At 67.2% G+C, this 12,986-nt stretch carries 10 protein-coding genes; 2 read left to right on the top strand and 8 right to left on the bottom strand.

Features of this window, described 5'->3' with window-relative positions; translation table 11 throughout:
- Window positions 1-125 precede the first annotated feature (125 nt).
- Together NV401_RS05540 and NV401_RS05535 are read left to right on the top strand one after the other, a co-directional pair.
- Complete coding sequence (locus NV401_RS05540; protein ID WP_261293393.1) at window positions 126-1,331, top strand: toxic anion resistance protein; 1,206 nt, start codon at window positions 126-128, stop codon at window positions 1,329-1,331.
- 1 nt (window position 1,332) lies between these two features.
- A complete protein-coding gene (locus NV401_RS05535) occupies window positions 1,333-2,040 on the top strand; it encodes a hypothetical protein (protein ID WP_261293392.1) in 708 nt (235 codons plus the stop codon).
- 123 nt (window positions 2,041-2,163) lie between these two features.
- Here the strand turns inward: NV401_RS05535 and NV401_RS05530 are convergent, their stop codons facing one another.
- Genes NV401_RS05530 through NV401_RS05495 form a run of 8 tightly spaced genes read right to left on the bottom strand, consistent with a single transcriptional unit; the run spans window position 2,164 to window position 12,984 of the window.
- On the bottom strand, window positions 2,164-2,937 hold the full coding sequence (locus tag NV401_RS05530) for a 3'(2'),5'-bisphosphate nucleotidase CysQ (protein WP_261293391.1): 774 nt from the start codon (window positions 2,935-2,937) through the stop codon (window positions 2,164-2,166).
- Window positions 2,930-4,276 (bottom strand): TldD/PmbA family protein, encoded by a 1,347-nt coding sequence (locus tag NV401_RS05525; protein ID WP_261293390.1) that lies wholly within the window; start codon window positions 4,274-4,276, stop codon window positions 2,930-2,932. The genes NV401_RS05530 and NV401_RS05525 overlap by 8 nt, the downstream gene beginning before the upstream one ends.
- A gap of 32 nt (window positions 4,277-4,308) precedes the next feature.
- Window positions 4,309-5,232, bottom strand: a complete 924-nt coding sequence (gene ubiA / locus NV401_RS05520; RefSeq protein WP_261293389.1) for a 4-hydroxybenzoate octaprenyltransferase — start codon at window positions 5,230-5,232, stop codon at window positions 4,309-4,311.
- 50 nt (window positions 5,233-5,282) lie between these two features.
- Complete coding sequence (locus NV401_RS05515) at window positions 5,283-6,836, bottom strand: family 43 glycosylhydrolase (RefSeq protein WP_261293388.1); 1,554 nt, start codon at window positions 6,834-6,836, stop codon at window positions 5,283-5,285.
- Window positions 6,837-6,838: 2 nt separating this feature from the next.
- Window positions 6,839-8,608, bottom strand: coding sequence for a DUF885 domain-containing protein (locus NV401_RS05510; RefSeq protein WP_261293387.1), 1,770 nt, complete (start codon window positions 8,606-8,608; stop codon window positions 6,839-6,841).
- Window positions 8,608-9,639, bottom strand: a complete 1,032-nt coding sequence (locus tag NV401_RS05505; RefSeq protein WP_261293386.1) for an Ldh family oxidoreductase — start codon at window positions 9,637-9,639, stop codon at window positions 8,608-8,610. Before NV401_RS05505 ends, NV401_RS05510 begins: the two co-directional genes overlap by 1 nt.
- On the bottom strand, window positions 9,636-12,008 hold the full coding sequence (locus tag NV401_RS05500; RefSeq protein WP_261293385.1) for a glycoside hydrolase family 127 protein: 2,373 nt from the start codon (window positions 12,006-12,008) through the stop codon (window positions 9,636-9,638). Before NV401_RS05500 ends, NV401_RS05505 begins: the two co-directional genes overlap by 4 nt.
- A gap of 52 nt (window positions 12,009-12,060) precedes the next feature.
- The gene (locus tag NV401_RS05495) at window positions 12,061-12,984 is read right to left on the bottom strand and encodes a Gfo/Idh/MocA family protein (RefSeq protein WP_261293384.1); all 924 of its coding nucleotides are present in this window, start codon (window positions 12,982-12,984) and stop codon (window positions 12,061-12,063) included.
- Window positions 12,985-12,986 lie beyond the last annotated feature (2 nt).

Raw genomic sequence — 12,986 nt, 5'->3', positions numbered from 1 at the left:
GTACCGTGCGATTCGTGTGACAATCGTCCCCGCCGGTTCGTTTTTCGCGTGTTATTTGCATAACACACTTGAACGCATCGGCGTTCGCGCCCAAAATCGGGATCACTGTTCTGGAGATCCTGACGATGGCGACCGCTTCCGATGCTGCGATTGAAGAACAGGGCCTGGTGCTGACCCCGCCCGAGCCCGTCCCGGTTGTGGCGGCGGAAAAGGCGGTCGGGCTGGTGCCGGTCGACGACGCCAAGCGCAGCGAGCTGCAGAAGCGCGTCGAGAGCTTCATCGACGATCTCGTCGCGCAGGACGTCAACAGCCCCGAATTCGGCAAGCGCGTCGATGCGATCAGCGCGATGGGGCAGAAGGAGATCCGCGAGGCGGCCGGGCAGTCCAATCGCTTCCTCGATCGCCCGACCCGGGCGATGGATCAGGAGACGGGCGTGGGCAAGGATCTCGCCGAGCTGCGCCGCACGGTCGAGGATCTCGATCCGGGCAAGCGCGGCAATCTGACCGCGCCCAAGAAGCTGTTCGGGCTGATCCCGTTCGGCGGCGGCCTGCGCAACTATTTCGACAGCTACAAGTCGTCGCAGACGCATATCGCCTCGATCCTGAAATCGCTGACCAGCGGCAAAGACGAGCTGCTGATGGACAATGCCGCGATCGACGTGGAGCGCGCCAATCTGTGGAGCGCGATGGGGCGGCTCGAACAGATGATCGTGCTGTCCAAGGAAATGGATACGCGGCTCGAGGACAAGGCCAACGAGCTGGATCACAGCGATCCGGCAAAGGCCAAGGCGATCCGCGAGAGTGCATTGTTCTACGTGCGCCAGCGCACCCAAGACCTTCTTACCCAGATGGCGGTGACGGTGCAGGGCTATCTCGCGCTCGATCTGGTCAAGAAGAACAATGTCGAGCTGGTCAAGGGCGTGGATCGCGCGTCGACCACCACCGTATCGGCGCTGCGCACCGCAGTGACGGTGGCGCAGGCGCTGACCAACCAGAAACTGGTGCTCGAACAGATCACCGCGCTCAACACGACCACCGCGAACATCATCGATTCGACCGGCAAGCTGCTCCGCAGCCAGACCGCGACGATCCACGAACAGGCGGCGAGCGCGACGATCCCGATCGAGGTGCTGCAGCGCGCGTTCCAGAACATCTACGACACGATGGATGCAATCGACACGTTCAAGCTGAAAGCGCTCGACAGCATGAAGACCACCGTCAACACGCTCGGCAACGAGGTCGAGAAGTCGCGCGGCTATATCGCGCGGGCGGAAGGCGCGACGCAGAATGCCGGCGCCGGCGCCGAGACGTTCAAGCTGGAGGCGCTGTAGCGTGACCGACGTCGATCGCCAGATCGCGCGCAGCACCGAATATCTCGATCGCACGCGCGAGCGCAGCAAATCGCTGAGCGCCAGGCGGCGCAAGCGGCAAGGCACCGAGATCATCACGCGACTGACGCGGATCGGCTTCGCGCTGTTCGCGATCCTGATGAGCGCGATGGTGCTCGGCTGGTTCGCGCCGCTCGGGATCGGCGGCGCGATGCTGGTGATGGCGGCGCTGATTGCGGCAACGCTGATCCTGGCGATCTTCCCGCTCACCCCTGAGGTGAAGCCCGAGGCGCTGGTGCAGGTGCCGCTCAAGCACTTGTCGCTCAAGACCGAACAATGGCTGGAGACGCAGCGCCCCGCCCTCCCCGCCCCGGCACAGACATTGGTCGATGGGATCGGCGTGCGGCTGGAGGGGCTGGCACCGCAACTGGCGACGCTGAACGAGGCCGAACCGGCCGCGGCGGAAGTGCGCAAGCTGGTCGGCGAACAACTGCCCGAACTGCTCAAAGGCTATGCGCGCGTGCCGGTCGCGCTGCGCGGCGTGGAACGCAACGGCAAGACGCCCGATGCGCAACTCGCCGACGGGCTCAAGGTGATCGACGAGCAGATCGCCGGCATGTCGGCGCAACTGGCGGAAGGCGATCTCAATCTGCTCGCCACGCGCGGGCGCTATCTGGAGATCAAGTACCGCGAGGATGGGTTGGGCGGCTGATCCTCCCCGGCACGGGGAGGGGTACCATTGGCTTCTTCAGCAAATGGTGGAGGGGGCTCCGCACAGGCGATAGCGCTGCCGCCCCCAGGCTTCGCCTGCCACCTCCCCGTTCCGGGGAGGACGTTATTGGGAAAGGCGGAGCGCCCTTTCGCTCAGTCGGTCGATGCCGGCCTGATGGATTCCCGGCGTCGAGATCAGCACCCCGAACGCTTGGGCACTCGGCGTGTTGAACGCCAGTTTCTGGCCAAGCGCGTCGCTGACCGTCGCCCCGGCTTCGGCGGCGATCAGCACCGCAGCGGCGATGTCCCATTCGTGCCCCCAGCGCAGCGTGGCGACGAGATCGGCCTGGTCGGCGGCGACCATCGCGATGCGCAGCGCGATCGAATTGGGCTTGTCGACGGGAACCAGATCGCTGTCGATCTTGGGCAGCGCGTCGGTCGGCACGCGCGCGCCGGAGAAATCGCGGCGATCGCCGACACGGATCGGTGCGCCGTTCAGCGTCGCCCCCTGCCCCGCCCCGGCCAGCCACACTTCGCCGCGCGCCGGCGCATCGAGCACCGCGATCACCGGCTGGCCCCTTTCGACCAGCGCGATCGAGATCGCCCAGCCGGGGCGGCCGCGGATATAATCGCGCGTGCCATCGATCGGATCGACCACCCACACGCGATCGGCGCCCAGGCGATCGGCATTGTCGGCGGTTTCCTCGGACAGCCAGCCGGCGTCGGGCACCAGCGCCTCGAGCCGCCGGCGCAGCAACGTATTCACCTCGAGATCGACGTCGCATACCGGATGGCCGGGCACCTTTTCCCAGCGCGCGAAATCGGTGCGCCATTTGCCCAGTGCGAGCGCGCCGGCCTCGGCAGCGATCGCGGCAATGGCGCCGGGCAAATCAGGCACCGGCGACCATCATCCCGTCGATCCGCAGCGTCGGCACGTTGCTGCCATAGCGGAATTCGAGGTCGTTGGCCGGGGTCAGCGCCAGGAACATGTCCTTGATGTTGCCGGCGATGGTGAATTCCGCGATCGGCGTGGTGATCTCGCCCTTCTCGATGCGGAAGCCGGCCGCGCCGCGGCTGTAATCGCCGGTCACGCCATTGGCCCCGCCGCCGAGCATCTCCGTGACGTAGATGCCGTCGGCAATATCCTCGATCAGCGTCGCCACGGGCAGATGCCCCGCCGCCATGAACAGGTTGCTGGTCGCGACGCCGGGATTGCCACCGACGCCGCGCGCGGCATGGCCGGTCGGCTCGAGACCCAGCTGCCGCGCCGAGGCGCTGTCGAGCAGCCAGGTCTCAAGCATACCATCGCGCACGAATTCGGTCGGCGAGACAGGCAGGCCCTCGCCGTCGAACGGCCGCGAGCGCAGCCCGTGCGGGCGGTGCGGATCGTCGGCGATCGTCACGCCCTCGGCGAAGATGCGCTTGCCGAGCGAATCGAGCAGGAAGCTGGTCCGGCGGGTGATCGACGAACCCGAGATCGCGCCGATCAGATGGCTGAGCATCGACGAGCCGACGCGGGGATCGAACACGATCGGCATCGCACCGCTCTTCACCATGCCGGGATTGACGCGCGCGACGGTGCGCTCGCCGGCGCCGCGCCCGATCTCGGCCGGCGACATCAGCCGGTGGCGATGCCGCGCGCCATGATGGTCGTAATCGCGGACCATCTGCCCGCCCTCGCCCGCCAGCACGCTGGCCGAAATGCCGTAGCCGGTCGCGGCATAGGCGGCGGCAAAGCCGTGGCTGGTGGCGAGTGCCCAGATGCTGCGCGAGGCGGAAGCGCTGCCGCCTTCGCTGTTGGTGACGCCGGACACGGCGCGCGCGGCATCCTCTGCTTCCAGCGCCGCTTCCTTGAGCGCAGCCGGCTCCACGTCGCCGCCGTCATCGAGATCGAGCTGCGGCGGCGCGCCGTGCAGCAGCCGCTCCTGCGGAGCGAGCCCGGCCCATTCGTCCTCCGGCGCCTCGCGCGCCATGGCGATCGCGCGGTCGACCAGGGCGGCAAGCGCATCGACCGACAGATCGGAGGTCGAGACGCTGGCGGATTGCTTGCCGACGAACACGCGCAGGCCCAGCTCGGCGCTTTCCGAGCGACCGACATCCTCCAGCGCGCCGAGGCGGACGGAGACGTCGAGCGCGGTATCTGCGGCATAAACGGCATCGGCGGCGTCGGCCCCGGCGGCGGTCGACAGGGCGACGATATCGGCGGCGCGCATCTGCGCCTGTTCGGTGGTCAGCATGGGAGAGGACTTAGGTACGCCAAGCCCCAAGGTCAAAGCGTCGCTGCGGTTCCCACCACGAAACAGGCGGCAAACATCAGCAGCCCGGCAAAGCGGTTGCTGCGGAACCGGTGCAGCGCGCTGGCGCCGTCCGCCAGATCGAGCGTGGCGATCTGCCAGGCGAAGTGCAGCGCCAGCGGCAGCAACGCAAGCAAGGCGAGCACGTCCGGCCGCACCAGCCAGATGGCCGCGACCCAGAAGGCCAGGGCGATCGCATAGAACGCCCCCACGCCGCCCTTTACATGCGCGCCCAGGCGCAGCGCCGACGACCGCACGCCGATCAGGGCATCATCCTCGCGGTCCTGCAGCGCGTAGATCGTGTCATAGCCGATCACCCAGGCGATCGATCCGGCATAAAGCAGCAGCCCCGGCAGCGTCAGCGCGCCCGCCACCTCGCTCCAGCCGACCAGGGCGGCCCAGCTGAACACCAGGCCGAGCCATGCCTGCGGCCACCAGGTGATGCGCTTCATGAACGGATAGGCCGCGACCAGCGCGATGCTGAGCACGGCGACCACCGCGGCATAGACGCGCAATTGCAGCAGCACCGCCAGCCCGACCAGGCACAGCAGCAGCAGCCAGGCCCAGGCCGCCTTGAGCGACACCGCGCCGCTCGCCAGCGGCCGGCTGCGCGTGCGCGCGACCTGCGCGTCGAGATCGCGATCGACGATGTCGTTATACACGCAGCCCGCGCCGCGCATCGCGATCGCCCCGGCGAGCAGCCACAGCAGCAGATCCCAGCGCGCGATCGCGCCGCCGGCCAGCGCCACCGCCCAGGCGCCGGGCCAGAACAGCAGCCACCAGCCGATCGGCCGATCGAACCGGGCAAGCAGCGCGAACGGGCGGATGCGCGGCGGGAGCGCGCCGATCGCCCCGCGATGTTCGGTGTCCGGCGTGGCAGCGAGGTTGTCAGCGTTCATCGCCGTTTCGTAGCGCCATCGGCCGCCGCGGAACAGCGCTCGATCGCGCCTCAGTCGCAGCCCGCTTTGCCGCCGCCCTGCGCCGGCACCGGCACCCGCGCGACGGGCGCTAGCACTTCCCATTCCTGCACCGCGACACCGGCATAGCTGCCGGCGTGCGACGCATCGAACGTCGCGCGCAGGCAGCGCGTGGTGACCGGCGCGAAGCGCGTCTCCTGGAACACATTCGGCGCGGTGCCATAGCCGCTGGCCTTGGGCACCGGCTTCCAGCCCTTATGCCAATATTCCAGCCGCCAGCGCGCCGGCGGGGCGACGCCGACGCCCGACCCGGCCGGCTGATCACCCCAGAACATGATCCGCGAACCGTTGACCGTCACCGGCTTGGCCCAGCGATATTCGATCCATTGCTGCGGCGGATTGTTGCCCGTCCAGCTGCCCCACAGATCGGGCGGCAGCGGCGCGCCGCGGACCTTGCCGTCGTTGAGTGCCCTGATCCAATATTGCAGCGGGATCGGCTCGTTCGACGCGCTCGGCACGGCGGCGGCGGCGATGTTGCGCGTCGGCTTCGGCGCCGGCTGCGGCGAGCGGGTCGGCGTGACGACGCGCATTCGCGCCGGGCTGACGCTGTCGTCCCATTCGATCCGGTCGAGCGCCACGCTGCGGCGGAAATGCCCGCCGCCCGCCGCATCGGCGGTGTGATAGGCGAGATACCATTGCCCCTTGAATTCCACCGCGCCGGAATGCGACGTGGTCGAGGATACGGGCTTCAGCACCACGCCGCGATAGGTCCAGGGGCCAAGTGGCGACGTCGCCGTGCCGTAGGCGATGCAGGCATAATAGACCGCCGGCGTGCACTCCGATGTCGGCCCGGCGCGGTTGCCGGCATAGAGCATGTAATAGACGCCCTTGCGCTTCATCAGCCATGGCGCCTCGAAGAAGCCGGGCAAGGTGGTGACGCTGACCGGCTTGCCCTTGGGCGTGACCATGTCGCGCTCCAGCTCGATGCCGCGCAACTGCCCGAACGTGCCCCAATAGAGAAACACGCGGCCGTCATCGTCGACCAGCACGGTGGGATCGATATTCTGGATCTCGTTGGGCACCGGCGTGCGCTGCGAGACGATCGGGCCGGCAGGATGCGCATCGACCCACGGCCCGGTCGGGCTGTCCGCCACCGCGACGCCGATCGAGAAGCGATCCTTGGCCGGGCTGTCGGCCTCCATCACCGGGGCATACATATAGAGCCGTTTGTCCGCGCCCTTCACGATCTGCGCGGCATAGGCGCGGTTGGGCTCGGCCCATTTGAACAGCTGGTTCGAGGTCGCGATCGTCGGATAATGCGTCCATTTGCCGGATGCCGGATCGGCCGTTTCGAGCAATTGCCATTCGCCCATGACGAAATCGTTGACGTCGGGCGGCGCCGCATCGCGCCCGGCCAGAATCCACAATTTGCCGTCGATCACCACCGGCGCCGGATCGGTCGAGTAATAGCGTCCATCGGCCAGGATCGGATTGCCCGTGCTGTGGATGGGCTCGCCCTTCGGCGTATCGGCCAGCGCGGCAAACGGCAGCGCGGCGAGCGCCGCGCCGGATAGCAGGTGCTTCATCGTCATTCCTCGTCCGGATAGGGGCCCTTGCCGCCCGCTGCGATCAGCCGATCGATCCGCGCGTCGATCACCGGCAGCGGCACCGCGCCCAGTTCGAGCACGGCATCATGGAAGGCGCGGATGTTGAACTTCGGTCCCAGCGCCTGTTCGGCCCGCGCGCGGGCGCGCTGGATCGCCAGCTGGCCCATATAATAAGACAGTGCCTGGCCCGGCCAGGCGATGTAGCGATCGACCTCGGTGGTGATCTCGTGATCCGACAGCGCGGTGTTGTCGCGGAAATATTGTTGTGCGCGCTCGCGGCTCCAGCCCTGCGTGTGGATGCCGGTATCGACCACCAGCCGCGCCGCGCGCCACATCTGGTAACTCAGCATGCCGAAGCGATCATAGGGCGTCTCGTACATCCCCATTTCCTCGCCCAGCGCCTCGCAATACAGCGCCCAGCCCTCGCCATAGGCCGAGAGATAGCCGTCGCGGCGGAACTGCGGCAGATCCTTGTTCTCCATCGCCAGCGGCATCTGCATGGCATGGCCCGGCGCGCTCTCGTGCAGCGTCAATGCGATCTGCGAATAGAAGGGCCGCGCGGGCAGATTGTACGTGTTGACCAGATAGATACCGGGACCGCCGCGCCCGCCGGTATAGAAAGGCGCGATATCGTCCGGCACCGGCACGACCTTGAAGCGGCTGCGCGGCAGACGGCCGAAATATTGCGATGCCTTGCCGTCGAACGTCTTGGCGATCCACGCCGCGCGGTACAGCAGCTCCTGCGCGGTCTTGGGATAGAATTGCGGATCGGTGCGCAGATGCTCGAGAAAGGCTTTCAGATCACCCTTGAAGCCGACCTCCTTCATCACGTCCAGCATCCGAGCGCGGATCTTGGCCACCTCGGCGAGGCCGGTGGCATGGATCTCCTCTGCGCTGACATCGAGCGTGACGAATTCGCGGATCTTGGAGCGGTAATAGGCCTTGCCGTCGGGCAGGTCGTACGCCGCCAGTCCGGTGCGCGCGCCGGGCATGTAGTCGGTGCGCAGGAAAGCGAGCAACTTGGCGTGCGCCGGCGTCGCCGCCTCGGCGATCGCGGCCAGCCCTTCGGCGCGCAAGCGCGCCTGGGTCGCCGCGGGGATCACCGCCGGGAAGGTCTTGAACGGCGCATAGAAGGGCGAATCCGCCGGCGTCTTGGCCTCAGCGACCTGCGCCACGCCGATGTCACGGCCTGCGAGCGTGACACGCGACGGCGTGAAACCGCGCTTCAGCCCGGCGCGCATATTGACGATCTGCTGATCGAAATAGCGCGGCACTTCGCGCAGCATGGCGATATAGTTGCGGTAATCGGCCTCGGTGCGGAACGTGCCGCGCGACCATTCGGTCACGTCGCCCCAAAAGCTCGTGTCCGAATTGAGCGGCTTTTCATATTCGCGGTAGCGCTGCTCGGCGAGCAGGCTGTCGATCTGCTGGCGATAGACGGCGAAATCGATCTGCACCTTGGGCGACAGCGTGGTGGGGTTGATCGCGGCCAGTTGCTTGTCCACTGCGGTCCAGCGCGCCAGCTTGGCCGCCTGCGTCGCCGGCCCGACATCGGGCAATTTGCTGCCTGCGTCCTTTGGGCTGTCCTCGCCGGGTGCCTGCTGATGCTGACGCCAGGCGTATTCGGACGTGTAGATCGCCTTGAAACGCGCATCGGCGCTCTTTGCCGCGCTGATCTTCGCGGGTGCGGCGACCGCAACGCTGCCTGCCGTCGTCGTCAGCAGTGCCATCACCAAAAGGCTGCGTTTCATCATTTCTCTCCACCCGGCAGCGCCAGGATATCGGCATATAAGGCGCCCGGAATAATCACGCCTTCGGCCAGGCTGCGCTGCCGGGCATCGTAGCGGCGCTGCGATGGGAGGCGCGCGCCCTGCCCTTCGATCGCGTCGAACAAGGCTTCGGCGCGCTGCAGATGGCCCGCGACGCCGAGCCCGAGGAACCCGGCGGGATCGATCGCCACGATCAGTTCACCGCCGATCGGGGATCCGCCGCGGCCATCGTCGAGCGCGATCGATTCCCGGCTGGTCATGTCGCCGATCAGCGGCCCGGCGAGCAATTCGACCATCGCCGCCAGCGCCGATCCCTTATGCCCGCCGAACGTGCGCATCGCCCCCGCCAGCACGGCCTCGGCATCGGTCGTCGGTGCGCCGGCTGCGTCATAGCCCCAATCGTCGGGAACCGGTTTGCCGGCGCGGCGGTGCAGCTCGATCTCGCCGCGCGCCACCGCGCTGGTCGCGAAATCGAACACGAACGGGTGCGCGCCGGGCCGCGGCCAGCCGAACGCGATCGGATTGGTGCCGAACACCGGCTGCGTGCCGCCGGTCGGCGCGACCCAGGCATGGCTCGGCGTAAACGCCAAAGCGACCAGCCCGTCCTCGGCCAGTGCCTCGACCTCCGGCCACAAGGCGGCGAAATGCACGACATGGTTCAGCGCCAGCGCAGCGATGCCATAGCGGCGCGCTTTCTCTGCCAACAGCGGCCGCCCGGTCTCGAACGCCAGCTGCGCGAAACCGCCACCGCCATCGACCTGCACCAGCGCGGGCGCCGGCTCGCTGACGGCCGGCACGGCATCGGTCACCACCACGCCGGCGGCAATGCTGCGCGCCGCGACGAGCAGGCGATAGATGCCGTGCGAGGCGCAACCGTCGCGCTCGCCCGCCACCATCGTCTCCGCGACGGCGAACGCGTGCGGCGCGGCGAGACCGGCGGCGAGCAACACGCGCCGCGCGAGCGCGCGCACCTCTTCCAGCGTCAGCCGCACATCGGCCGGCGCACCGCTCACTTCGCGGCGGGCTTGGCCGTGAACAGGCGCACGCCGAACACCGGCCCGGCGGAGCTGCGATCATGCGGCACGAAGCGCACCTTGAGCGCGTCCTTCTTGCTGGTCAGCGCCTGTGGCAGGACATATTCGACATCGAAGAACTTGCCCGGGCGATCCTCGCCGAGATGCTGCGTGGCGATCTTGACGTTGTCGACCATGATGTCGAAATCGCGGCCGCGCTCCCCGCCCCAATAGGTCGCCTGCAGGATCAGCGGGCCGGGCTTGGCCTTCAGCGTGAATTCGAAGAAGCCGCCCGAGCGCGCGTCGCGGCCGCTGCGGCCGCGATAATTGGTCGGGAAGGATATCTCAGACACGAGGTTGTGATCGCGCTCGGGCTGCATTTCGCCGAGATACATGACGTCGACCGAGCGGCTGGCGATATCCTTGATCCGCGCCTGCTCGAGATTGAACGCCGCCTCCTCGGTCTTCCAGGCGCTTTCGCTGAAGCGCTTGAAATAGACCGCGCTGCGCCGATCATATTGACGATAGAACGGCACGAAGCCGAGATCCGCCGGGCGCACCACGCCGCGGGTGGCGAAGCTGGCATCGCCCGCCACAGGCGTGAACGAGGCGAGCAGATTTTCGCCGACCAGCGCGGGATCGGCGCTGGTCCACGGGGTCTCCTTGGACCCGAGATCGGCGGCCAGCACCAGCGGCCCGCGCAGGATCGCGATCGTGTCGGCATCGCCCGGCGTGGATTCGATGCGCAGCTCGAGCGGCAGGCTGATCGCCAGCACGTCGCCCGTCTTCCACTTGCGCGTCACCACCGCATAACCGCCGGCATATTGCGGCTCCAGCGGTTGTCCGTTCAGGGTCAGCACGGCCTTGCCCGTAGCCCAGCCGGGCACACGCAGGGCGACGGGGAACTTGCCCGCGCGGCCGAGCCTGGCGAAGGTCAGCCGCGATTCCGGCTCGAAGGGATAGTTGGTGTCGAGCTTGAGCTCCGCGCCGCGCGTCTTCCAGGTCGCGCTGGCCGGAATGTAGAGATTGACGATCAGCGTCCCCTCACCTTCCCAGAAGATCGCCTCGCCATGCTTCGAATGGCTCTCCATGCCGGAGCCGACGCAGCACCAGAAGGCATCGTCATCGACGGTGGAGAAGCCGCGCGCCGATCCGGTCATCAGCGGCGTCATATAGGTGAAGCCGCCGGTCTTGGGATGTTGCGCCGACAGCGTGTGGTTGAGATGCGCGCGCTCGTAGAAATCGAACAGCGCGCCATCCGGCTGCCAGCTGTACAGTTTCTGCGTCAGCTTGAGCATATTGTACGTGTTGCAATGCTCGCAGGTCTGCTCGGTGATGTGATCGGCGAGCGTATCGGGCGCAGAGAAATATTCGCGATCGGCATTGCCGCCGATCGCATAGGAATGATGCTGCGTCACCGTATCCCAGAAGAAGCGCGCGGCGGTCGCCTGTGCGGGCTTGCCGGTCAGCTCGTGCAGCCGTGCCAGGCCGATCAGCTTGGGCACCTGCGTGTTGGCGTGGAAATTGGCCAGCTTGTCCTCGCGCGCGACGAGCGGATCGAGCACCTTGTTGTCGTACAGCCGCTCGGCCACCACCAGCCAGCGCTTGTCGCGCGTGCGCGCGTACAGTTCGGCGAAGCTCTCGTTGAGGCCGCCATATTCGCACGACAACAGCTGCTGCATCTGCTTGTCGTCCAGCGCGGCGAACACGCGCTCGAAATAGGTCGCCAGGCCGAGCGTGACCTGCAGCGCCTGCGTGTTGCCCCAGGCCTGATGAACGTCGAGCAGGCCGGCGAACAATTTGTGCACAGTGTACAGCGGCGACCAGGCGCCGTTGAGATCGAACCCGCCCGAGCGGATTTCGCCGCGCATCACTTCGGGGAAGATTTCCTCGCCGTCGACGACGGTGAGATCCTTCCGCTTGCGCTGCAGCGCGCCGACATAACCGGTGCCGCGCTTGGCCTGCGCGGTCGCCAGTTCGCCGACGATGTAATCGGCGCGGCGGCGGCATTCGGCATCGCCGGTTTGCGCGTTCATCAGCGCCAGCGCGGTGAGATAATGGCCGAGCGTATGGCCGGCGATCGTATCGCCTTCCCAGCCGCCATAGATCGGCGCCTTCGGCTCCATGCCGGCGAATTTGACGAAATTATGCAGCAGCCGATCGGGCTGAAGGCGCAGCAGATAGGTGCGATTGACCTCGACGGCGTTGGCGAAGTCGGACGGGGCCAGGCGCACTGCCGACAGCGGGAGCGGCTGCGCGGTGCGCGGCAGGATCGTCGATCCCTTGGCGGCCATTGCCGCGGGCGCCCGCGCCGCGACCGCGATCGCCGCCGCGCCAAGCATTAGTTCGCGCCTATTGGCCTGAAACATAATATCGATCCTCTTCGAATACGGTATACGATATGAAGGCCCCCAGGCGAAGTCAATCCATGAACGGTGCCGTCGCGATATGGCGGCTGCGCAGGAAGGCGTCCGCCACCAGCCGCAACGGGCTGCGATCGGTATCGCTCTTGCCGGTGCGGATCAGCTGCGCGAAATCCGCGTAGACCGCCGGATATTCGCTGCGTTCGGGCAATGGCTGTGCCACCCCGTCGATCACCAGAGCGCTACCGCCCCTGGTCAGCAGCAGCGTGCCCGTGGTGGTCGTCACGCTGATTTCCCAGCTTTGCGGGCCGGTCTGGCGCCAGTCGAACTCGGCGGTGATCTTCGCCCCCTGCGTATCGGCCAGCGTCATGCGCGCAGCGATCGGCGCGGCGCGATTGCTGGGAATTTCCATTTCGCCATCGGCGAGATGGATGAAATCGGGCATGATCCTGGTCAGGATCGACAGGCCGTTAATGCCCGGATCGAATACGCCCAGCCCGCCCGGCTGCCAGATCCATTGCTGGCCGGGATGCCAGCGCCGGACATCCTCCTTCCAGATCATCTCCGCAGACACGACCTGTTGCCCGGCGAGCCAGGCGCGTGCCGGTTCGACGGCCGGCGCGTAACGCGAATGCCAGGCGGCGAACAATGTCGTGCCGTGCTCGTCGGCGAAGCGCACCAGCCCTTCGACCTCCGCCAGCGTCGCGCCGGGCGGCTTTTCGAGCAGCACGTGCTTGCCCGCCCGGATCGCCTTGGCGGCCGTGATGTAGCGCACCTGCGGCGGCTGGCACATCGCGATGGCATCGAACGCGATGCCCGACGCCAGCAAGCCGTCGATATCCTTGAACACCGGTACGCCTTCGGCGGTGCCTTCCGGGCTCGCCGCGGCGACAAGCGTGAAATCATCGGATGCGGCGATCGCCGGCAGATGCTGGTCGTGCGCGATCTTGCCGAGCCCGACCACGGCAATGGTAATCGCCACGC

It is taken from the genome of Sphingomonas hylomeconis, assembly GCF_025370105.1.
In the GTDB taxonomy this organism is placed as follows: Bacteria; Pseudomonadota; Alphaproteobacteria; order Sphingomonadales; family Sphingomonadaceae; genus Sphingomonas; species Sphingomonas hylomeconis.
The sequence above is the reverse complement of the archived record's forward strand: the minus strand, read 5'-3'. Positions and strand labels throughout refer to the sequence as shown.

Coding starts and splice junctions, on each gene's coding strand:
- NV401_RS05540 (WP_261293393.1), top strand. CDS start 126: ATGGCGACCGCTTCCGATGCTGCGATTGAAGAACAGGGCCTGGTGCTG.
- ubiA (WP_261293389.1), bottom strand. CDS start 5,232: ATGAACGCTGACAACCTCGCTGCCACGCCGGACACCGAACATCGCGGG.
- NV401_RS05500 (WP_261293385.1), bottom strand. CDS start 12,008: ATGTTTCAGGCCAATAGGCGCGAACTAATGCTTGGCGCGGCGGCGATC.
- NV401_RS05525 (WP_261293390.1), bottom strand. CDS start 4,276: ATGCTGACCACCGAACAGGCGCAGATGCGCGCCGCCGATATCGTCGCC.
- NV401_RS05515 (WP_261293388.1), bottom strand. CDS start 6,836: ATGAAGCACCTGCTATCCGGCGCGGCGCTCGCCGCGCTGCCGTTTGCC.
- NV401_RS05510 (WP_261293387.1), bottom strand. CDS start 8,608: ATGAAACGCAGCCTTTTGGTGATGGCACTGCTGACGACGACGGCAGGC.